We start from the raw sequence: 20,449 nt of genomic DNA on the forward strand, positions 1-20,449 counted from the left end.
GGAGTGGTCGGCGGGGTCGTGGGCGGGGTGGTCGGCGGAGTGGTCGGCGGGGTCGTGGGCGGGGTGGTCGGCGGAGTCGGCGGGCATTCCACCTCGGCCTTGGCCTCGCGGTCGCGCTCGTCGATCAGCTTCCAGGGCGAGCCGGGCTCATCGGTGGTCCAGTTGGCCTCACCCAGTTCGTTCGAGGTTTCGCCGCCGGGCAGGTAGTAGACGGTCTGGTCAGGCGTTCCGTCACCGTTGCCGACCGTGCGGCTGTCCACGTCGCGGGTCGCGGTCTCATCGCCCGGGCGCTCGGTGGTCCAGTCCGACCAGGGCCCCCAGTCGGTGTAGCCGGCGTCGGTCAGGACCTTCTCGGCCTTGTAGGCGACCATGACGCTGGGGCCGCCGTAGCTGCTCAGGGAGACCCGGCCGGTGCCCAGGTACTGCTCCGGGACGCCGTTCTTGCCCCACACGATGTTGATGATCACGTCCGGGATCTGGTGGAAGCCGTCCGACTTCACCCAATGCCCGGCGACGACCTGGCCGTTGACCTTGGTGGTGCCGCCGTCGACGAAGTCGTAGCCCTCGACCGACTTGATCTCCTTGGAACCGTAGAGCGGGGTCCGGCTGCGGAAACGGTATTCGGTCTTCGAGGTCTCCTTCTCGCCCTGGATGACCTTCTTGTAGCGCGACTCGTGAACGTTCGAGATGGAGTAGCAGATGCCCGATTCGGAAGCGGGCGAGGCGGCCGAGGCGATCGGGGCGGCGATAGCGAAAGAGCTGCCCAGAATGGCGACCGTTGCGGCCACGGTTCCGATGATCTTCTTCATTTCCTTCTCCTTGCTGTGGGGCTCGATTGAGGCTCTTGGTCGAGGGTTTTTTTGAGTTCCTCGTTGTCGTGAGAAAAGATTCGCCCACCAAGTGCAAGTTCCTCTTGGGCAGCGATGAGCCCCCGGTCAAGACATGATCAAGACCGAGTTCAGCGTTCCTTGAGGTTCAGAGAAGGTTGCCGGCGCAGCAAAAAGGTCCCCGGGGTCGCGCGACGCGCGACCCCGGGGACCCGGGTGCTGGGAGGGGTCAGATCAGCCAGCGGTTTGCCCGCACCAGGGCCAGCCGGCGCCAGGCGTTCCCCAGGCCCAGATACCGGCCGGAGTCGAACGCCAGCACCGAGAGTGCGGCGATCGCGTAGAACAGGTGCTGGTCGAGGAACGGGTTGTACTCCAGTGGCAGCGACGCGAACCACAGATTGAGCATCAACACCCCGCCGCCGATCGAGGCAACCCGGGTGCCGATGCCGAGCAGCAGGGCGAGGCCGGCCCCGACGGTGGCGAGCAGGAACAGCGCGTCGGCGACCGGATGGCCGGCCAACGGCTTGAGCAGGGCGGCTGCCGGCGCACCCTCGGGGAGTCCGAAGCTCAGGAAGCCCTTCGTCGGGGAGATCCCGGCGAGGACGGATTGCTCCGGCGTGGTGGCAAACCCGAGGCCGAAGATCTTGTCGATCCCTGACCAGAACAGCGCCCAGCCGAAGCCGATCCGGAGCAGGCCGAGGCTGATCTGCTGGAGCGGGCGCTGCGCGTGGTGGACGTTCAGGCCGGACGTGACGTCGTCGGGTCGGTCGATGGCGATGGCGGGCATGGGGGTCTCCTTGTGTCTGCGGGTGGGAGGTATCGGCGACAGAAACCCATCACGCCGCCCGTTGAGCGGGCGGCGTGATGGTGTGTGGCGGTCGGCGGATCAGGGTCTAGCTGGCGACCCGGTGCGGGCTGCGGAAGGCGGGGATCCCGCTGGGCCGTTGCACCGGACGGGTGGAGAAGCGGGCGGTGGCGCCGAGGTGCCGGGTACCCGAACGAAGGATCCGCAGCCGGCGGTACTCGGCGTCGATGGTGCGCAGCACCCGCATGCCGTCGGGCAGGGCCCGCAGGTTGGAGGTGCCGTGGATCCGGTCGTGCTCGTAGCTGGGGATCTCCAGGATGGTCAGCCGGGCGGCGGCGGCCCGGCAGTTCAGCAGGGTCTCGATCTCGAACCCGTCGCCCCACCGGGTCCCGCCGGCCTGCGGATCGGGCAGGTCGAAGACGTCCAGCACGTCGCGCCAGAACGCGTTGTAGCCGTAGCACAGGTCGGTGTAGCGGGTCCGGAACAGGGCGTTGACCAGGCCGGTCAGGGCCCGGTTGCCCAGCGCCCGGGTGGAGGTCAGGTCGGCAGAGCCGCCGCCGTGCAGCATCCGGCTGCCCTTGACGAAGTCGGCGCCGCTGAGCAGCGCGGCGACCATCAGCGGGATCTCCCGGGCATCGGCCGAGCCGTCGGCGTCGAACATCACCAGGATGTCCCCGGTGGCGGCGGAGAAGCCGCAGGCCAGGGCGTTGCCCTTGCCGGTCCGGGTCTGTTGCAGCACGCGCACCGACGGCATCACCCGTTGGGCGGTCTCCACGGTGCCGTCGGTGGAGCCCCCATCGACGACGATCACCTCGTGGACGTCGGGCAGGGTGGGCAGCACCCGTTCGAGGTTCGGAGCCTCGTTGAAGGTTGGAACGATCACGCTCACCCGAGGGTGCGCAGGGACGGTACGGAGCGACATGAGCAACTTCCCCCGAAGTTTCTTACGCTGGGCAACTGACTAAGGCTTGCCTTACCTAAGTTACATCAGACCTATGCGGGCCTGGCAATCGGTCGCATCCTGGAATGGACACCCCGGACGGGGGAGAGCTCAGCCGACCTCGACCCGGTAGCCGGCCGAGCGCAGCGGGTCGGCCAGCGCGTCCGCGTCGCCCACCACGACCAGGGTGAGGCCGTCGCCGGGCAGGTGCCGGGCCACCGCCTCGGTGGCCTGCTCGGGGGTGACCCGCTGCAGCGCCGCGGTGTGCGCGTTGACGAAATCGGTGCCCAGGCCCACTTCCGCCAGGGCCGCCGCCTGATCCCCGATGCCGGACGCCGTGGCGCAGCGCAGCGGGCTGATCCCGATCAGGAAGTTGACCGCGTCGGTCAGTTCGGCCGCGGTGAGCCGGCGGTCGCCGTCCACCCGCAGCAGTTCGGACGCCTCGGCGACGGCCGCCGCCGCCACCTCGGTCCGGAACGAGGCATGCAGCGCCAGCATCCCGCCGGAGCGGGCCGGGGCGTTGGCCAGCTGGATCCCGTAGGTGTACCCGCGCTCCTCGCGCAACACCCGGTTGAGCCGGCTCAGGAAGCCGCCGCCCAGCACGAAGCAGCCCAGCCGCAACGCGGTGTAGTCCGGATCCAGCCGGTCCAGGCCGAACCGGCCCAGCCGGACGTCGGCCTGCACCGCACCCGGCCGGTCGATCAGCAGCGCCCGTGGGGACGCCGGCGGCAGCGGGATCTCGTGCTGCACCGCGGACACCGGCTGCACCCAGTCGCCGAAGGCGTCCTGGACCAGGCCGAGCGGATCGACGCCGAAGTCCCCGGCCAGCACCAGGGTGCCGCGGGCCGGGCCGTAGTGGGCGCGATGGTGGGCCCGGACGTCGTCGGCGGTGATCGCGGCGACGCTGTCGGCGGTGCCGCCGGCCGGACGGGAGGCCCGGAACCGATCCTGGATCACCGCGCCGCGGAAGGCCAGCGCTCCGCGGTGGGTGGGATGGGCCTGCTGCTGGGCGATCTCGGCCAACCGCAGTTCCCGATGCCGCCGGACGTCGGCGTCCGCCAGCTGGGGCTCCCGGACCGCCTCGGCGAACAGCGGCAGCGCCGCGGCGAACCGGGTGCTCGGCACCTCCAGGCTCAACTGGGCGCCGGTGTGGCTGCTGCTGCCGGTGAGCACCGCCCCGCAGCCCTCCAGCCGGTCGGCGAACTCGGTGCCGGGGTGGCTGGCGGTGCCCTCGTCCAGGCAGCGCTGCAGGATCGTGGAGACCCCTTCGCGATCGGCCGGCTCCAGGCTGAGCGGCAGGTCGAGCACCAGGGTGGCGGTGACCAGATGCTGGCCGGGCCGCTGGAAGATCAGCACCCGCAGGCCGTTGTCCAGGGTCGCGGTGACCGGGGTGGGGAAGTCCCAGGGCAGCGGCGCGGGAACCGTGGGTCGCTTCATGCGGATTCCTTCCGGTAGGTCAGCACCGCTCGCTGATCGGGCCGCAGGTACCGTCCGGCCGCCTCGCCGACCTCGTCCACGGTGATCGAGAGCACGTCGTCGAGGTGCCGGTTGATCAGGTCGGGGTCGCGATGCAGGGTGGCGTAGCAGCCGATCAGGTCGGCGCGGCTGTCGAAGCGGCCCAGCTGGGCCAGCCACTCGCGCTCGAACTGGGCCTTCGCCCGGTCCAGCTCGGCGGGTTCGGCGCCGCCGTCGACGAACCGGGCCAGCTCCTCGATCAGCACCGTCTCCAGCTGCTCGGCGCCGACGCCGGCCAGGGCCCGGGCCTGGGCGAATCCCATGCTGGTGCCTCCGATCAGGCCCAGCGCGGACGCCCCGGCGCCCTCGGCGATCACGTCGCTGCGGACCAGGCGGCGATACAGCCGCGAAGTCTGCCCGTCGCCGAGCACCGCCAGCCCGAGCTCCAGGGCGGTGAACTCCCGGGTGTCCCGGGCCGGCAGCCGCCAGGTGGCGTAGACGGCGTCGGTGGGCACGTCCGCGGCCAGCTCGGCGCGGGGCAGGCCGGACAGCGGCGGCAAGGCGGCGGCCGGCGTCCGAGAGGCCCGCGGGGCGGACGGGATGCCGCCGAGGTAGTCGGCGGCGCGAGCCAGCGCGTCCTCGGGTTCGACGTCGCCGACCAGGGTGAGGACGGCGTTGTCCGGGGCGTAGTGGGTGGCGAAGAACGCCCGGACGTCGTCCAGGCTGGCGGCGTTGAGGTCGTCCATCGACCCGATCGTCGGGTGGTGGTACGGATGCCCCTCCGGGAAGGTCAGCCCGACCAGGTGGATCAGCACGTCGCCGTAGGGCACGTTGTCGTAGCGCTGTCGCTTCTCCTCCATCACCACGTCGCGCTGGTTGTCCAGGGTGTGCTGGGTGAGGTCGAGGCTGGCCAGCCGGTCGCCCTCCAGCCACAGCGCCAGGTCGAGGGCGTTGGTGGGCACCGTCTCGAAGTAGTTGGTGCGGTCGAACCAGGTGGTCGCGTTCGCCGATCCGCCCACGTTCTGCAGCATGGCCAGGTGCTCCCCGGACGCCACGTTCGCCGAGCCCTCGAACATCAGGTGCTCGAACAGGTGGGCGAGACCGGTGCGGCCCGGTTGCTCGTCGCGCGAGCCCACGTCGAACCAGATGTTCACGGCGACCACCGGAACCGCATGATCGGGACTGACGATGACCCGCATGCCGTTGTCCAGGGTCGCTCGGTGCAGAGGAAAGCGCACAGCGGCGGACATGGTGGCCATCGAACCACACCATCGCCCGTAGTGGGGCGATGCCCGCGGGATGAGTCGCGGATCGAGGCCGGCGGGCGGTCAGCCGATCGGACGCCGCGGTGGCCGCAGCAGCAGGGTCAGGCCCATCACCACGATCGCCCCGCCCATCATCGGCAGCATCGCCGTCATGCCCCGCTCCAGGGCCAGCGAGTCGGTGGACGGCCACGGATTGGAGCCCCCGCCGGGCGGCTGCTGCCCGGGCGGCGGGGGATTGGGCGGCGTGCCCTGCGGAGGCTGCGCCGAGGGCGTGGCCGAAGAACTCGGGGAACTGGGGGAGTCCACCGATGCGGTGCGGCCACCGACGATCTGGGACGTGGTCGCGCCCGTCGACGGCACGGTGGACTCCTGCTGGCCGGGGCTGGACGGCGGCCGGACGCTGGGCTTGGGCGGCTGATCGATGCTCGGCCGGGTGGGTGGCGTCGGCGTCGGGATGGTCGGCGCCAGGGACGGGATCAGGGAGGGGACCAGGGACGGCGGGCCGATTGTGGGCGCGTCCAACGACGGGGTCGGACGGGGGACCAGGGTCGGAACCAGGGTCGGCGGTGCGAAGGTGGGGGCGTCGATCGGCGGGGAGGTGGACGGCTCCGGAATGGGCGGTTCGGCCGGCACGTCACTCGGGCGGGGATCCGACTTCTCCGGCGGGCTCGGTTCGGGACGGGGCTGTGGGCGCTCCGGATCACTCGGTTCGGGACGGGGCTGAGGACGCTCCGGATCGCTCGGGGTCGAGCCGGGACGCGGTTCACTGGTGCAGCTCGGGGTGTCCGCGCCACAGGGGTCGGAACTCGGATCGGCCAGCGCCGGGGATACCGCCAACAGGGTAGAGCCGAGTATCGCTGCGACGCCCCACCCGGCGACACGCAGCCGCAGGCCGAGCTGATCGCTCATCTACCCCCCCAAGGCTTCTAGCTACAGAGTAGCGAGCAGATCCTCGGATTGTCTTCACCCGACAGGCCGGGTCGTCGGGTCGAGCGGCACGTGATGTCGTCCAGAAGGCCTAGCGAAGCGGTGATCAACGGACGTAGCGGCTGGACCGGTTGCGCAATCCGGCACACGCTGGACCTTCGACGAACGTGCCGGACGGGTCCACGATCGTCTTCGAATGCCCGGGGATGCCGCTGCCGCCGGGTGCCGGCCTCGAACACCTCGCGGTGATCGATCCGGAACGTCCGCATGCGGTGGTCGGCCCGGTCTACGTCGAGGGTGCCGAACCGGGCGACACGCTCGTCGTCGACATCGTGGACGTCGCCCTCGCGCAGAACTACGGCCACACCCTCTTCCTGCCCAGGCACGGCCTGCTTCCCGACGACTTCTCGATGCCCTACATCCACAACTGGTCGTGGGAGTCCGGCAGCACCCATGCCCAGTTGAAGCCCGGCATCTCGATCCCGATCTACCCGTTCTGTGGATTCCTCGGTACCTCCCCGGCCGAGCCCGGCGAGCACCCCACGCTGCCGCCCCGGCACACGGGCGGCAACCTCGATCTGCGTCACCTCGTCCCCGGTACCCGCCTGTTCCTGCCGGTGGAGGTGCCGGGCGCTCTGTCCTACTGCGGCGACGGCCACGCGGCACAGGGCGACGGCGAGGTGTGCCTGACGGCGATCGAGACCGGCGTGCACGCCACCATCCGGCTGTCACTGCAGCGCGGCGTCCGCCGCTCGGCGCCGGAGTTCCGCACCACCGGGCCGCTCAGCGTCCAGCGCCGATCGATGACCGACCGTGCCGCCGCCGACCTCGCACTGGTCGACGGCGAGCTGGTCGCACTGGAGAACAGCGCCCACGCCCCGATCCTCGAAGAGGTCGAGGCAGTGAACGCCGCACTGTTCGACTTCCTGCGCTGACCGGTACAGGGCCGATCGCCCGCAGCCCCCGCTTGAGGCATGCAACAGGCCCTCTGACTTGGTCACCCTAGTCAGAGGGCCTTTTTCGTAGCGGGGACAGGATTTGAACCTGTGACCTCTGGGTTATGAGCCCAGCGAGCTACCGAGCTGCTCCACCCCGCGTTGCTCGAACAACTATAGGGGAGTCCTGGCGCAGACCCAAATCGGGCATCCTCGGGCCGACGCGCGGCGGTGGCTGCGGCTAGACTTCCGGGCGATCCGCTGCCCCGAGGCGGGCAGGTTACGAGGAGGACAGATGGTCTCCAGCACGACCGCTGCAGCCGCACCCCGCCGAGGGTGGCGCTGGGCGGCCTTGTTCGCCACCCTGGCTCTACTGGTCGGGTGTGTGGCCCAGCCACCGGCCAGCACCCCGCAACCGACGCACACCCTGGTGGTGGGCGCCACCCTGGAACCGCCCACCATGAACCCGACCGCTTCGCCGGCGGCCTCGATCCCGCAGGTGTTGCTCTACAACGTCTACGAGACCCTGGTGAAGATGAACGCCGAGGGCAAGCTGGTTCCGCTGCTGGCCCAGACCTGGGACATCAGCAAGGACCGCACGGTCTACACCTTCAAGCTCAACCCGGCGGCGAAATTCGCCAGCGGCAAGCCGGTGACCGCCCAGGCCGTGGTGACCAGCTTCGACCGGATCAAGACCGAACCCTCCATCTCGGCGCCGCTGGTCGAGCAGATGGCGGTGGTGAAGTCGACCGAAGCCGTCGACGACACCACGGTGAAGGTGACGCTGAGCCGTCCGTCCAATCTATGGCTGTACGACATCAGCTCCACCGCCGGCATCGTCTACGACCCGGACGGCCTGGCCACCCTGGACACCGAACCGGCCGGTTCCGGCCCGTTCCGGCTGCAGAAGTGGAACAAGGGCCAAAGCGTGGTGCTGGCCGCCAACACCGGCTACTGGGGCACCCCGCCGCGGCTGGACACGGTGACCTTCCGCTACCTGGACGCCAACGCCATGAACGCCGCGATGCTGTCCGGCGACATCGACGTGGTGTCCAACCTGCAGGCCCCGGACGCCATCGACCAGTTCAGCGACACCAGCCGCTTCACGGTGATCGAGGGCACCACCACCTCCGAGGTGGTGCTGGCCCTGAACAACGCCCGCGGCTCGCTCAAGGACGTCCGGGTGCGCCGGGCGATCTCGATGGCCATCGACAAGAAGGCCCTGCTGGACAACGTCTGGAACGGCAAGGGGACGCTGATCGGCTCGATGGCCGTGCCGACCGACCCCTGGTACGAGGACCTCACCTCGATCAACGCCTACAACCTGGACAAGGCCAAGCAGCTGCTCGCCGACGCGAAGGCGAACAACCTCAGCCTGAAGCTGCGGGTGCCCACCACCGCCTACGCCACCAAGAGCGCCCAGTTCGTGGAGAGCTCGCTGCGCCAGATCGGGGTGAAGGTCACCGTGGAGGAGCTCGACTTCGCCACCTGGCTCAGCGACGTGCACAACGGCGGTAACTACGACATGTCGATCGTGGCACACGCCGAGGCCCGGGACCTGCGCCGGTTCACCGACCCCACCTACTACTTCCACTACGACAACCCCGAGTACAACAAGGAGTTCGAGGCCGCGGACGCCGCGCCGGCCGACCAGTTGGTGCCGCTGATGCGCAAGGCGGTGCGCACCCTGGCCGACGACGCCGCCGCGGTGTGGCTGTTCGCCCTGCCGAACCTGGTGATCACCAAGAACACGGTCACCGGGGTTCCGCAGAACGCGGCGACGCTGAGCTTCGACCTGACCACGATCGTCCACCGCTAGAAACGGCCTGCGGTGCCGATCCTGGCCTTCCTCGGACGGCGGCTGGCGATCTTCGCGATCAGCCTGCTGGGGGCGTCCCTGCTGGTCTTCGCGGTCTGTTCGGCGCTGCCCGGGCAGGTGGCCGAGATCATCCTCGGCGAGGGCGCCGGCCAGGACCAGATCGACGCGCTGACCGCCGAGCTGGGGCTGAACCGGCCCTGGACGACGCGCTATCTGGAGTGGGTCGGCGGGATGCTGCACGGCGACTTCGGCCGTTCCTACTTCACCGGACAGTCGGTCGGCGAGCTGATGGCGCCGCGGATCGCGGTGACCGGCTGGCTGGTCGGCTTCGCCCTGCTGCTGGCCATCGTGGTCGCGGTCGTGGTGGGTATGCTGGCCGCGATGAAGCGGCGCTCCTGGCAGGGTTTCGCGGCCTCCGCGGCGTCCCAGCTGGGCATGGCGGTGCCGGCCTTCTGGGCGGCGATCGTGCTGGTGCTGATCTTCGCCGTCGGGCTGCGCTGGCTGCCGGCGAACGGCTACGTGCCGCTCGGCGCCGACCCGGTGAGCTGGGCGTCCCACCTGGTGCTGCCGGTGATCTCGCTGGCCATCGTGCAGTCGGCGGTGCTGGTCCGCTACGTCCGCTCCGCCTTCATCGAGGTGCTCAGCGAGGACTACTACCGGACGGCGCGGGCGGTCGGCTGGCGTCCCTTCCCGGCGTTGCTGCGGCACGGGCTGCGCAACGCGGCGCTGTCCCTGGTGACCGTGGTCGGCCTGCAGCTGGCCGGGGTGCTGGTCGGCGCGATCGTCATCGAGCAGGTGTTCGCGCTGCCCGGGCTGGGCAGCCAATTGCTCAGCGCGGTCTCCCAGCGCGACCTGATCATCGTCCAGGGCGTGGTGATGTTCCTGGCCGCCTCGGTGCTGCTGATCAACTTCCTGGTCGACCTGTCGTACGCCTGGATCGATCCCCGGCTGCGGGCGGAGGGCGGCCGATGAGGCGCGCCGGGCTGTGGTGCGGGGCGGCGCTGGTGGCCGCCGTGGTGCTGATGGCGCTGCTCTCGCTGGTGTGGACGCCGTACGACCCGACCCTGGTGGTGGCCGGGCAGCGGCTGCAGGGGCCGAGCGCCGCGCACTGGCTGGGCACCGACCACATGGGCATCGACAACCTGAGCCGGATCCTGGTCGGCGCGCAGACCACGCTGCTGGTCGGGGTGGTGTCGGTGGGCATCGCCGCGCTGCTCGGCGTCCCGCTCGGGATGCTGGCCGGGCAGGCCGGCGGCTGGGTGGACGAGATCGTGATGCGGCTCACCGACATCGCCTACGCCTTCCCGGCGCTGCTGCTGGCGATCCTGCTGGCGGCCCGGTTCGGGGCGTCCCCGGTGACCGCGATGACCGCGATCGGGTTCGCCACCATTCCCAGCTTCGCCCGGGTCACCCGGGCCGGCACCATGCAGGTGATGCGCAGCGACTTCGTGCTGGCGGCGCGGGCCTCCGGCACCCGCTGGCCCGGCATCGCGTTGCGCCATGTGCTGCCCAATATCGCTCCGCTGATCGGCGTCCAGGCGTCGGTCACCTTCGCGCTGGCCATCCTGGCCGAGGCCGCGCTCAGCTATCTCGGCTTGTCGACGGCGGCGATCGTGCCGACCTGGGGGCGGATGCTGCGCGACGCCCAGACGGTGATGTTCGGGGCCCCGCTGCAGGCGGTCTGGCCGGGGCTGGCGATCGCCGCCGCGGTGCTCGGCTTCAACCTGCTCGGCGACGGGCTGCGCGACCTGCTCGATCCCCGGCTGCGGGAGGTGCGATGAGCCTGCTCGAGGTGGACGGTCTCTCGGTGGCGTTCGGACGCCACCGCCGCGTCGCCGTGGACGGCGTCTCCTTCGCCCTGGACGCCGGCCAGCGGCTCGGCATCATCGGCGAATCCGGGTCGGGCAAGACGGTGACGGCGCTGGCGGTGCTCGGGCTGCTGCCGGAGACCGCCCGGGTGTCCGGGTCGATCCGGCTGGCCGGCCGGGAACTGATCGGGCTGGACGAGGCCGGCTACGCCGGGCTGCGCGGCGACCTGGTCTCGATGGTGTTCCAGGAGCCGATGACCGCCCTCGACCCGACGATGCGGGTCGGACGCCAGGTGGCCGAGGTGCTGCGGCTGCACGCCCCGGGCCGCGGGAATGCCCGGACGCGGGTGCTGGAGATGCTCGGACGGGTCGGCCTGGCCGATGCCGAACGGGTCGCCGACAGCTTTCCGCATCAGCTCTCCGGCGGGCAGCGGCAGCGCTGCCTGCTGGCCATGGCGCTGATCAACTCGCCCGACCTGGTGATCTGCGACGAGCCGACCACGGCCTTGGACGTCACCGTGCAGGCCCGGGTGCTGGCGCTGCTGGACGAGGTGCTCAGCGCCGAGCGGGCCGCCTGCCTGTTCATCAGCCACGACCTGGCGGTGGTGTCCCAGGTGTGCAGCGACGTGCTGGTGATGCTGGACGGCCGGATCGTCGAGGCCGGGCCGGTGGCGAAGCTGTTCAGCGCGCCCGAGCATCCCTACACCCGCGGCCTGGTGGCGACGGCCCGGATCGACCAGGTGCCGCCCGGGCAGCGGCTGCCCACCGTGGAGGACTTCTACCGGCGGGAGGCGCGATGAGCGGCGAGCCGCTGTATCAGGTGCGTGATCTGCGCAGGACCTACGGCCGCGACGGCCGGGTCCGGGCGCTGGACGGGGTCAGCCTGGAGGTGCGGGCCGGCCAACGGCTCGGCATCGTGGGGGAGTCCGGCTCCGGCAAGTCCACCCTGATCCGGCTGATGGCGGCGCTGGACCGGCCGACGTCCGGCAGCGTGACCTTCGAGGGCCAGCAGATCACCGGACTGCGAGAACCCCGGCTCGGCTTCCTGCGGGCCGCCGTCCAACTGGTCTTCCAGGATCCGCGCAGCTCGCTCAACCCGCGGATGACGGTCGGCTCGATCGTCACCGAGCCGCTGCGCTCCCGGCACCTGCGGGGGGCGCTCGACCCGGTCGACCCGTCCCGCCGGTTGGCCGAGGTGCTGGCCGCCGTCGGGCTGCCCGCCGAGGCAGCCGGACGCTATCCGCACGAGTTCTCCGGCGGCCAGCGGCAGCGGATCGCCATCGCCCGCGCGCTGGCGCCCGATCCGCGGGTGCTGATCGCCGACGAGCCGGTCTCGGCGCTGGACGTCAGCGTGCGGGCCCAGGTGCTGAACCTGCTCGCCGACCTGGTCGCGGCCCGCGGCCTCACCCTGATCTTCGTCAGCCACGACCTGGCCGTGGTGCGGCACCTGTGCGAATCGGTGGTGGTGCTGCGCGACGGCCGGATCGAGGAGCAGGGCCGCACCGAGCAGGTGTTCGCCAACCCGGCGGCCGAATACACCCGGACGCTGGTGGCGTCCGTGCCTCAGATCAGGCTGTGACGCTTCGTCTCGATGGCTCGCGCGGGCCGGTAGGCGCCCACCGGGGTCGGCCGGCGCAGGAACAGCACCGCGGCGACGCCGAGCAGCAGCACGCAGGCCGGCAGCAGCACGGTCTGCGCCATCGCGGTGGCGAACCCGTCCCGGACGAACGCCGGCAGCTGGCCCTGGCCGAACCCGCCGCCGCTCTCGGCCGCGCCCGGCAGGTTGGCCACCAGCCGGCCCTGCATGAACGCCGCGATGGCGGCCGAACCGATCACCGAACCCATCGTCCGGGTGGTGTTGTAGATGCCGGCACCGGCCCCGGCCTGCCGGGGCGGCAGGTTCCGGGTCGCGGTGGTGGACAGCGGCCCCCACATCCCGGCGCTGCCCAGACCCATCACCGCCGAGGGCAGCAGGAACATCCACACCGGGGTGTCCGGCCGCATCAGGGACGCGTACCAGAACAGCGCGGCGGCGGTCAGCAGCAGCCCGGGCACCAGCAGGAGACGTGGATCGGAATGGTCCAGCAGGCGTCCGGCGAACGGCGCCAGCACCCCGGACAGCACCGCCATCGGCACCATCAGCAGCGCGGCCTGGGTGGGGCTGAGCCCGATCACCAGCTGGATGAAGAACATCAGCGGCAGCGACATGCTGGTCACCGTGAAGCCGACCGTGGCGATGGTCAGGTTGGACACCGAGAAGTTGCGGTCGTGGAAGAGCTCCAGCGGCACCAGGGGTTCGTTGCGGGTGCGGGCCTGGGTCCAGACGAACAGGCCGAGGACGACGATGCCGGTACCGATCATGCTCCACACCGAGACCGGTCCCCAGATGGTGCCCCAGGAGTAGGTTTCGCCTTCTTGGAGGCCGAACACGATCAGGAACAGCGCTGCGGCGCTGAGCACCACCCCGGGCAGGTCGAACCGGTGCGGATGGGTGGGCAGCTTCGGCACCAGCACCCAGGCCAGCACGAAGCCGATCACGCCGACCGGCAGGTTGACGAAGAAGATCCACTCCCAGCCGAAGGCGTCCACCAGCAGGCCGCCGGCCAGCGGGCCGACCAGGGACGCCACACCGGCGGTCGATCCCCACAGGCCCATCGCCGCGCCGCGGCGATCCGGCGGGAAGGTGCGGGTGATCACCGCCATGGTCTGCGGGGTCATCATGGCCGCACCGAGACCCTGCACGGCGCGCATCGCGACCAGCATGCCCAGCGAGCTGGACAGCCCGCAGCCCAGCGACGCCAGGGTGAAGATCGCCAGGCCGACCAGGTAGACGTTGCGGGGTCCGAAGCGGTCGCCGAGGCGTCCGGTGATCAGCAGCGGGACGGCGTAGGCGAGCAGGTAGGCGCTGGTCACCCACACCACGTTGTCGAGGTTGTTGGTGGTCGGGTCGAGGGCCGCCTTGATGGCCGGGTTGGCCACCGAGACGATGGTGGTGTCGACCAGGATCATGAAGAAGCCGACGACCAGCGCCCACAGCGCCGGCCACGGATTGCTGGGGCCCTGCGGGACGTGGCCGTGGGCCGCCGGGGGATTGGTTCGGGTCTGTTCGGTCATGACGGTGTTGCCTCTCGGTAGCCGGGGCCGCTGGCCGTTTCGGGGTGCTGCGGCGGGCCCCAGTCGATGTCGGTGTTCTGCAGCCGGGCGAGGAACTCGTCGGTCCAGCGGAGTTCGGCGTCCAGCAGGGCGGTCTGGCGGTCGATCTCGACCAGGTACTGCTCGGGTACGCGGCGTTGCCGGGACTTGCCCAGTCCGTCCCGATGGATGGTGTATTCGGCGGTCAGCGCGGCCCGGCGTGCGGTGAGCAGGTCCTCGACCTCCTCGCGATCGAGGTTGTGGGCCTCGGCGAGAGCGACCCGGAACTCGGCCGGACGATCGATCCGGCCCAGCTCTCGGCGCACCCAGTCGGCGACCGCGTCGCGTCCCTCGGTGGTGAGCGAGTAGGTGGTGCGTTCCGGACGGTTGCCGTCCCGGTCGGTGCCCACCTCGGCGAGCAGGCCGGCCCGGGTGAGCCGCGCCACGGTGTGGTACATGGTCCCGTTGGTGATCGGCACCAGCCGGTCGTCGCGCCGTTGCCGCAGCACCCGGATCATCTCGTAAGGGTGCATGTCGCCCTCGCGCAGCAGCGCGAGCACGATCACCCCGAGCGGGGTGAGCCGGTCGACGGCGTCCTTCATCTGCGTCCTCCGCGTCCGTCGCCGCATTACTCCACGACGACTAGTCCACGTGGACTATATGTCGCCCGAACCTCCCGCACAACCCGACCGCCGGGGACGGTTCTCGCTGGTTGGGGACGGTTCTCGTCGGTTGAGAACCGTCCCCGTCGGTTGAGAACCGTCCCCGACGGTTGGGGACGGTTCTGGACGGTTGAAAATCGCCGCATTGGGGACGGTTCTCGCCTCGTTCGGGAACGGTCCCCAATGACCGGGCACGGTTCTCTTCGGCTCAAGACCCACCGGTCGGGGCACACCGGGCGGATGGCGGCACGGCACTTGGTGCCGGAACCCGCCCGCTGTCGATGGGGCGGGACGAGGCGCTACTCGGCCAGTTGTTGGACGACGGAGTCGTGCAGCAGGCCGTTGGTGGCGATGGCGCCGGGGCCGTGCGGGCCGTCCACGCCGTCCAGGTTGGTGAACCGGCCACCGGCCTCGCGGACGATGACGTCCAGGGCGGCCATGTCGTGCAGCGCCAGTTCGGGTTCGGTGGCGATGTCGACGGCGCCCTCGGCGAGCAGCATGTAGCTCCAGAAGTCCCCGTAGGCGCGGGTCCGCCAGCAGCCGCGCATCAGGTCGACGAACTGCTGGCCTCGGCCACTGTCCACCCAGCCGTGGATGGACGAGTACGACAGCGAGGCGTCGTCCATGCTGGTCACCCCGGAGACCCGGCAGGGCTGGCCCTGTAGCAGGGTCTTGCCGCAGAACGCGCCGCCGCCCTCACTGGCCCACCAACGCCGGCCCAGCGCGGGGGCGGACACCACGCCCACCCGGACCCGGTCCTCGACCATCAGCGCGATCAGCGTGGCCCAGACCGGGACGCCGCGGACGAAATTGGCGGTGCCGTCGATCGGGTCGATGATCCAGCGCCGCGGCCCCCAGCCGGTGTCCTCGCGCTCCTCGCCGTGGACGGCGTCGCGGGGTCGGGCGGTCTTCAAAGTGCGGCGGATGGCGTCCTCGACGGCGACGTCGGCGTCGCTGACCGGGGTGAGGTCGGGCTTGGAGTCGACCTTCAGGTCGAGCGCCTTGAACCGGCTCATGGTCAACGAATCGGCGTTGTCAGCCATCACATGGGCAAGTCGAAGGTCGTCGAGGTAGCTCTGCTCCGCCATGTCGTTCAACCTATCGGTTCCGCGCCCGCCGACCCTCATCGACGCTTCGGCGCGTCATCCGGACGCCGGACGGTCCGTCCAGGCGCCCTCCATCCGGCGGAACGACTCCAGCCGCTCGGCGCTCAGCCGGCCGTCGGCGACGGCGGCGTCCAGGGCGCACTCGGGGGCGTCGCTGCCGTGGCTGCATCCCCGCGGGCAGTCGGCGGTGAGTTCGGCCAGGTCGCCGAAGGCGGCGACGATCGACTCGCGGGTGACGTGGCTCAGCCCGAACGAGCGGACGCCGGGGGTGTCGATCACCCAGCCGACCTGGCCGGGCAGTTCCAGGGCGATCGCGGACGTGGAGGTGTGCCGGCCGCGTCCGGTGACCTCGTTGACCTCCCCGGTGGCCCGGTCCACCCCGGGGATCAGCGCGTTCACCAGGGTGGACTTGCCCACCCCGGAATGCCCGATCAGCACGCTGGTGCGGTCGGTCAGCAACTCCCGCAGCACGCTCAGGTCGGCACCGGGCCGCACCGTCACGATCGGCACGTCCAGCGGGGCATAGGCGGCGATCAGCTCGTCGGCCGGCGCCAGGTCCTCCTTGGTCAGGCAGAGCACCGGATCCAGCCCGGCGTCGTAGGCGGCCACCAGGATGCGGTCGATCATCCCGGTCCGCGGCGGCGGGTCGGCCAGCGCGGTGACGATCACCAGCTGGTCGGCGTTGGCGACGATGGGACGCTCGAACGGGTCGGTGTCGTCGGCGGTGCGGCGCAGCACGGTGCGCCGCGGCTCGACCTCGACGATCCGGGCCAGGGTGCCCTCGGTGCCGCTCAGGTCGCCCACCACCCGGACCCGGTCGCCGACGATGACGCCCTTGCGGCCCAGCGCCCGCGCCTTGGTCGCGGTCAGCGCCACGTCGCCGAGCAGGCAGCGGTAGCGGCCCCGGTCGATGGTGGTCACCATCGCCAGCGGCGCGTCGGAGTAGTTGGGCCGGTCCTTGGTGCGGGGACGAGTGCGGCGCGGTGGCCGGCCGAAGCCGGCGTGGTCGTCCTCGGTGATCGCACCACGCAGCCGGCGGTTCACCCGCGGCCCACCAGCTGGGCCCACAGCCCGGGGAAGTCCGGCAGCGTCTTGGTGGTGCAGCTGACGTCGTCCAGGGTGACGCCGTCGACGGCGAGGCCGAGCAGCGCGCCGGCGTGCGCCATCCGATGGTCGGCGTAGGTGCCGAAGACGCCGGACGTCAGCGGCGCCGGGGTGATCGCCAGCCCGTCCTCGGTCTGCCGCACCTGTCCGCCCAGGGCGTTGATCTCGGTCTCCAACGCGGCCAGCCGGTCGGTCTCGTGACCGCGGACGTGGCCGACGCCACGGATCCGGCCCGGGGCGTCCGCGACGGCGAGCAGGGCGGCGGCGATGCAGGTCAGCTCACTGGCCCGGGACAGGTCGAGGTCGGCGCCGCGCACCGTGCCGGTCCCCGCGACGGTGACGGAGCCGGGGGAGCGCCGGACGTCGCCGCCCAGCCGGCGCAGCACGTCCAGGATGGTGTCGGCGGCCTGCACGGTGTGCTCCGGCCAGGCCGTGGTCACCGCGCCGCCGGCCAGCAGCGGCGCGGCCAGGAAGGTGGCGGCGTTGATCAGGTCGGGTTCGATCGCCTCGTCGCGGGCGCCGATCGGGCCGGGAGCGACCCGCCAGCGATCCTCGCCCGGCACGCTCTCGACCTGGACGCCGCGGTCGCGCAGCATGGCCACGGTGAGTTCGATGTGCGGCCGCGACGGCAGCGCGCCGCCGGTGTGGCTGAGGTCGAGGCCGGCGTCGAAACGGGCGCCGGCGAGCAGCAGGCCGGAGACGAACTGGCTGGACCCGGAGGAGTCGATGCGCACCCGCCCGCCGGGCACCGCACCGCTGCCGTGCACGGTGAACGGCAGCGCCTCCGGATGCTCGATCCGGACGCCGGCCTGGGCCAGCCCGTCCAGCAGCGGCGTCACCGGACGCAGCCGGGCCTCGGGGTCGCCGTCGAACCGGCTGGGACCGTCGGCCAGCGCGGCCAGCGGCGGGACGAAGCGCATGATGGTGCCGGCCAGGCCCACCTCGACGTCGCCGGCCTGGAACCGCCGCGGCGGACTCACCCGGACGGCACCCCCACCGAGGTCGGTGAAGCCGACGCCGAGAGTGGCCAGGGCGGCCCGCATCAGCCGGGTGTCGCGGGCGTCCAGCACCCCGGTCAGCACGCTCGGCGCGTCGGCGAGCGCGGCCAGCACGTAACCCCGGGCGGTCGCCGACTTGGAGCCCGGGACCACGATGGTGGCCCGTAGCGGCCCGGGACGTGCCGGGGCCGCCGCGGAGGTCACTTCAGCGCACCTTCGATGCTCTTGGACGCCTTGGCGGCCACCCGCTTCGCCTTGCGTGCGGTGCGGCGTCCCTCGCGGGCCAGGCTGGCCTTGGCGTGCGCCGCCTCCCGGGTGATCGTCGCCTTGGTGTGCTCGGCCTCGCGGCCCAGCAGCTCGGCGCGGTTCTTGGCCCGCCAGGCCAGGTTCGGTTGGCCCTCGGTGTCCTGGGCGGCCAGGAGCACCCCGCCGGTGATCGCCAGGTTGCGCAGGAACACCTCCTTGCCGCCGGCGTCGGAGTCGCCGGTGAACGGGTTGCTGGCCAGCAGGTGCGGGACCATGCTCACCGCCAGCGCACCGGCGCCGAGCCGGCGGCCGATCCCGGTGGCCAGGCTCAGCCCGCCCACCACCTGGGCCAGCCCGGTCAGCCGGACCAGGCCCTTGGCGTCCTCGGGCAGGTAGGCGACCGCCTGGGGCGGAAGCATCTTCTCGGCCAACGGCAGCACCGTCCTGGCCAGCGGCTCGGTGGCCCCCACCAGCGGCTCGGGATCCCGCATCGCCTTGACACCGTTCACGACGAAGAAACTGGCCAGCATCGTGCGGGCCGCGAATCGCAGCAGACTCATGCTCTATGTCTAGCGCCTGGCCGTCGTTTGTCCAAGCGCCTTCGTCTACTCTCACCCCCATGTGTGGAAGGTATGCGTCGTCGGCGGACGCCTCCTGGCTGGAGGAGGTCTTCGAGATCGACGAGATGCCGGACGAGGTGCCGCCGCCGCGCTACAACATCGCCCCCACCGACCCCGTCCTCGCGGTCGTCGAACGCACCCCCAAGGACGCCCCGGCGCGGGTGGTCCGCAAGCTGGTGGAACTGCGCTGGGGGCTGGTGCCGTCCTGGTCGCGGGACGCCAAGGGCGGCGCCCGGATGATCAACGCCCGGTTCGAGACCGTCGCCGAGAAGCCGGCGTTCCGGCGAGCGCTCGCGGTGCGCCGCTGCCTGCTGCCGGCCGACGGCTACTACGAGTGGTATGCCCCCGAAGGCAGCGCCGAGTTGCCGGCCAGCCGGCGTCCGCCCAAGCAGCCGTTCTTCATCCATCCCGCCGACGGGTCCCGGCTGGCCATGGCCGGCCTGTACGAGTTCTGGAAGAGCCCGGCGGGGGAGTGGCTGAGCACCTGCACGATCATCACCACCACGGCCGCGGACGCGGTCGGCCACATCCACGACCGGATGCCGATGACCGTCCGCCCGGAGGCCTGGGACGCCTGGCTCGACCCGCACCGGACCGAGGGCGCCCTGGACCTGCTGGACGCCCCGGGCGCCCAGCTGGAGGCTTACGCCGTCTCCCGGCTGGTCAGCACGGTGGGCAACGACGGGCCGGAACTGATCGAACCGCTGCCGGAGTCGTAGCGCCGGCCGCGGGTGTGTCGAGACCTCCAACCGGGCGATCTGGGGCGACCTGACCAGGGAATAGCCGATCGCCGACCGGCGTTTCCTGGCATGTGATGAGCTCCCTCCGCGACGCACCGGTCCATGACCGACCGGCCGCCCGGCTGGCCGACCCGCTACTCTCGTACGCGATGACCATCCCTGCTGCTGACGAGGAAGCCGCCGTCGACCTGGCGACGGAGACACCACAGGAGCGCGCCGCCCGGTTCGAGCGGGACGCCATGGGCTATCTGGACCAGCTCTACGGCGCGGCGCTGCGGATGACCCGCAATCCCGCGGACGCCGAAGACCTGGTGCAGGACACCTATGTGAAGGCGTTCGCGTCGTTCCACCAGTTCACCCCGGGCACCAACCTGAAGGCCTGGCTGTACCGGATCCTGACCAACAGCTACATCAACACCTACCGCAAGCGGCAGCGGCAGCCGCAGACCTCCGGCGGCGACCAGATCGAGGACTGGCAGTTGGCCCGGGCCGAGGCGCACACCTCGGACGGCCTGCGCACCGCCGAGATGGACGCCCTGGACCGGATGCCCGATTCGGCGGTCACGGACGCGATGAACGCGCTGTCGCCGGACTTCCGGCTGGCGGTCTACCTGGCCGACGTCGAGGGCTTCTCCTACAAGGAGATCGCCGAGATCATGGGCACCCCGATCGGCACGGTGATGTCGCGGCTGAACCGGGGACGCAACCAGTTGCGCGCCGCCCTGGCCGGCTACGCCGACGAACACGGACTTTCCCGGCGGGGTGGTGACGATGAGCGGCGGTGACTGCTCGGCGGCCCTCGCCCGGCTGTACGAGTTCCTCGACAACGAGCTCGACGACGCGGACGCCGACACCATCCGCGCCCACCTGGCGGCCTGCGAGCCGTGCCTGGACAAATTCGGCGTCGAGGAGCACATCCGGGCCCTGGTGAAGCGCTGCTGCACGGCGTCCCGGGCGCCCGAGACGCTGCGCGTCCGGGTCAGCCAGGTGACCACCATGACGGTCATCGTCCGCAACGACTGAAACTCCCGGTCCACAACGACCGAAACCCCCGGCACCG

At 71.2% G+C, this 20,449-nt stretch carries 21 protein-coding genes and 1 tRNA gene; 9 read left to right on the forward strand and 13 right to left on the reverse strand.

Annotation, left to right across the window (positions count from 1 at the left end; genetic code table 11):
- The 6 genes from QM582_RS07345 to QM582_RS07370 all read right to left on the reverse strand — a co-directional run.
- The coding region (locus tag QM582_RS07345) for a hypothetical protein (protein ID WP_415083115.1) at positions 1 to 809 on the reverse strand (809 nt) is incomplete at its 3' end.
- Positions 810 to 1,056: 247 nt separating this feature from the next.
- A complete protein-coding gene (locus tag QM582_RS07350; RefSeq protein ID WP_415083117.1) occupies positions 1,057 to 1,614 on the reverse strand; it encodes a DoxX family protein in 558 nt (185 codons plus the stop codon).
- A gap of 106 nt (positions 1,615 to 1,720) precedes the next feature.
- Positions 1,721 to 2,515 carry a glycosyltransferase family 2 protein gene (locus QM582_RS07355; RefSeq protein ID WP_415083118.1) on the reverse strand — a complete coding sequence of 265 codons (795 nt, stop codon included), beginning with the start codon at positions 2,513 to 2,515 and terminating at the stop codon, positions 1,721 to 1,723.
- 168 nt (positions 2,516 to 2,683) lie between these two features.
- Complete coding sequence (locus tag QM582_RS07360) at positions 2,684 to 4,009, reverse strand: M16 family metallopeptidase (protein ID WP_415083120.1); 1,326 nt, start codon at positions 4,007 to 4,009, stop codon at positions 2,684 to 2,686.
- Complete coding sequence (locus tag QM582_RS07365; protein ID WP_415083122.1) at positions 4,006 to 5,277, reverse strand: M16 family metallopeptidase; 1,272 nt, start codon at positions 5,275 to 5,277, stop codon at positions 4,006 to 4,008. Before QM582_RS07365 ends, QM582_RS07360 begins: the two co-directional genes overlap by 4 nt.
- 78 nt (positions 5,278 to 5,355) lie before the next feature.
- Positions 5,356 to 5,925, reverse strand: a complete 570-nt coding sequence (locus QM582_RS07370) for a hypothetical protein (RefSeq protein WP_415083123.1) — start codon at positions 5,923 to 5,925, stop codon at positions 5,356 to 5,358.
- Positions 5,926 to 6,386: 461 nt separating this feature from the next.
- On the opposite strand from QM582_RS07370, the gene QM582_RS07375 reads away from it, so the two are divergent.
- Positions 6,387 to 7,154, forward strand: coding sequence for an acetamidase/formamidase family protein (locus QM582_RS07375; RefSeq protein ID WP_415083125.1), 768 nt, complete (start codon positions 6,387 to 6,389; stop codon positions 7,152 to 7,154).
- A gap of 88 nt (positions 7,155 to 7,242) precedes the next feature.
- Here QM582_RS07375 and QM582_RS07380 read toward each other — a convergent pair.
- Positions 7,243 to 7,316, reverse strand: a tRNA-Met gene (locus QM582_RS07380).
- A gap of 133 nt (positions 7,317 to 7,449) precedes the next feature.
- Here QM582_RS07380 and QM582_RS07385 point away from each other — a divergent pair.
- The 5 genes from QM582_RS07385 to QM582_RS07405 are packed head-to-tail and all read left to right on the forward strand — an operon-like array spanning position 7,450 to position 12,360.
- Positions 7,450 to 8,973: an ABC transporter substrate-binding protein gene (locus QM582_RS07385; RefSeq protein ID WP_415083127.1), complete on the forward strand. Its 1,524-nt coding sequence runs from the start codon at positions 7,450 to 7,452 to the stop codon at positions 8,971 to 8,973.
- 12 nt (positions 8,974 to 8,985) lie between these two features.
- Positions 8,986 to 9,945, forward strand: a complete 960-nt coding sequence (locus QM582_RS07390; protein WP_415083129.1) for an ABC transporter permease — start codon at positions 8,986 to 8,988, stop codon at positions 9,943 to 9,945.
- Complete coding sequence (locus tag QM582_RS07395; protein ID WP_415083131.1) at positions 9,942 to 10,754, forward strand: ABC transporter permease; 813 nt, start codon at positions 9,942 to 9,944, stop codon at positions 10,752 to 10,754. The genes QM582_RS07390 and QM582_RS07395 overlap by 4 nt, the downstream gene beginning before the upstream one ends.
- A complete protein-coding gene (locus QM582_RS07400; protein WP_415083132.1) occupies positions 10,751 to 11,581 on the forward strand; it encodes an ABC transporter ATP-binding protein in 831 nt (276 codons plus the stop codon). The genes QM582_RS07395 and QM582_RS07400 overlap by 4 nt, the downstream gene beginning before the upstream one ends.
- Entirely contained in the window at positions 11,578 to 12,360 is a 783-nt protein-coding gene (locus tag QM582_RS07405; protein WP_415083133.1) for an ABC transporter ATP-binding protein, read from the forward strand. The genes QM582_RS07400 and QM582_RS07405 overlap by 4 nt, the downstream gene beginning before the upstream one ends.
- On the opposite strand, the gene QM582_RS07410 is transcribed toward QM582_RS07405, so the two are convergent.
- The 6 genes from QM582_RS07410 to QM582_RS07435 form a co-directional block, all read right to left on the reverse strand.
- Positions 12,345 to 13,895, reverse strand: a complete 1,551-nt coding sequence (locus tag QM582_RS07410; RefSeq protein ID WP_415083134.1) for a DHA2 family efflux MFS transporter permease subunit — start codon at positions 13,893 to 13,895, stop codon at positions 12,345 to 12,347. The genes QM582_RS07405 and QM582_RS07410 overlap by 16 nt on opposite strands.
- Positions 13,892 to 14,515, reverse strand: a complete 624-nt coding sequence (locus tag QM582_RS07415) for a PadR family transcriptional regulator (RefSeq protein ID WP_415083136.1) — start codon at positions 14,513 to 14,515, stop codon at positions 13,892 to 13,894. Before QM582_RS07415 ends, QM582_RS07410 begins: the two co-directional genes overlap by 4 nt.
- A 359-nt stretch (positions 14,516 to 14,874) precedes the next feature.
- Positions 14,875 to 15,702, reverse strand: coding sequence for an inositol monophosphatase family protein (locus QM582_RS07420; protein ID WP_415083138.1), 828 nt, complete (start codon positions 15,700 to 15,702; stop codon positions 14,875 to 14,877).
- A 15-nt stretch (positions 15,703 to 15,717) separates the two neighbouring features.
- Positions 15,718 to 16,725, reverse strand: a complete 1,008-nt coding sequence (gene rsgA, locus QM582_RS07425) for a ribosome small subunit-dependent GTPase A (protein WP_415083139.1) — start codon at positions 16,723 to 16,725, stop codon at positions 15,718 to 15,720.
- Entirely contained in the window at positions 16,722 to 17,987 is a 1,266-nt protein-coding gene (gene aroA / locus QM582_RS07430) for a 3-phosphoshikimate 1-carboxyvinyltransferase (protein WP_415083141.1), read from the reverse strand. The genes rsgA and aroA overlap by 4 nt, the downstream gene beginning before the upstream one ends.
- Complete coding sequence (locus QM582_RS07435; protein ID WP_415083143.1) at positions 17,984 to 18,589, reverse strand: DoxX family protein; 606 nt, start codon at positions 18,587 to 18,589, stop codon at positions 17,984 to 17,986. Before QM582_RS07435 ends, aroA begins: the two co-directional genes overlap by 4 nt.
- Positions 18,590 to 18,648: 59 nt before the next feature.
- Here QM582_RS07435 and QM582_RS07440 point away from each other — a divergent pair, with 59 nt between their 5' ends.
- From QM582_RS07440 to rsrA, 3 genes are all read left to right on the forward strand, one after another.
- Positions 18,649 to 19,368, forward strand: coding sequence for an SOS response-associated peptidase (locus QM582_RS07440; protein ID WP_415083144.1), 720 nt, complete (start codon positions 18,649 to 18,651; stop codon positions 19,366 to 19,368).
- Between the two features lie 95 nt (positions 19,369 to 19,463).
- Complete coding sequence (locus QM582_RS07445) at positions 19,464 to 20,174, forward strand: sigma-70 family RNA polymerase sigma factor (protein ID WP_415083146.1); 711 nt, start codon at positions 19,464 to 19,466, stop codon at positions 20,172 to 20,174.
- Positions 20,161 to 20,412, forward strand: a complete 252-nt coding sequence (gene rsrA / locus QM582_RS07450) for a mycothiol system anti-sigma-R factor (protein WP_415083147.1) — start codon at positions 20,161 to 20,163, stop codon at positions 20,410 to 20,412. Before QM582_RS07445 ends, rsrA begins: the two co-directional genes overlap by 14 nt.
- Positions 20,413 to 20,449 lie beyond the last annotated feature (37 nt).

Source organism: Micropruina sp. (assembly GCF_047607385.1).
Taxonomy (GTDB): Bacteria; Actinomycetota; Actinomycetes; order Propionibacteriales; family Propionibacteriaceae; genus Micropruina.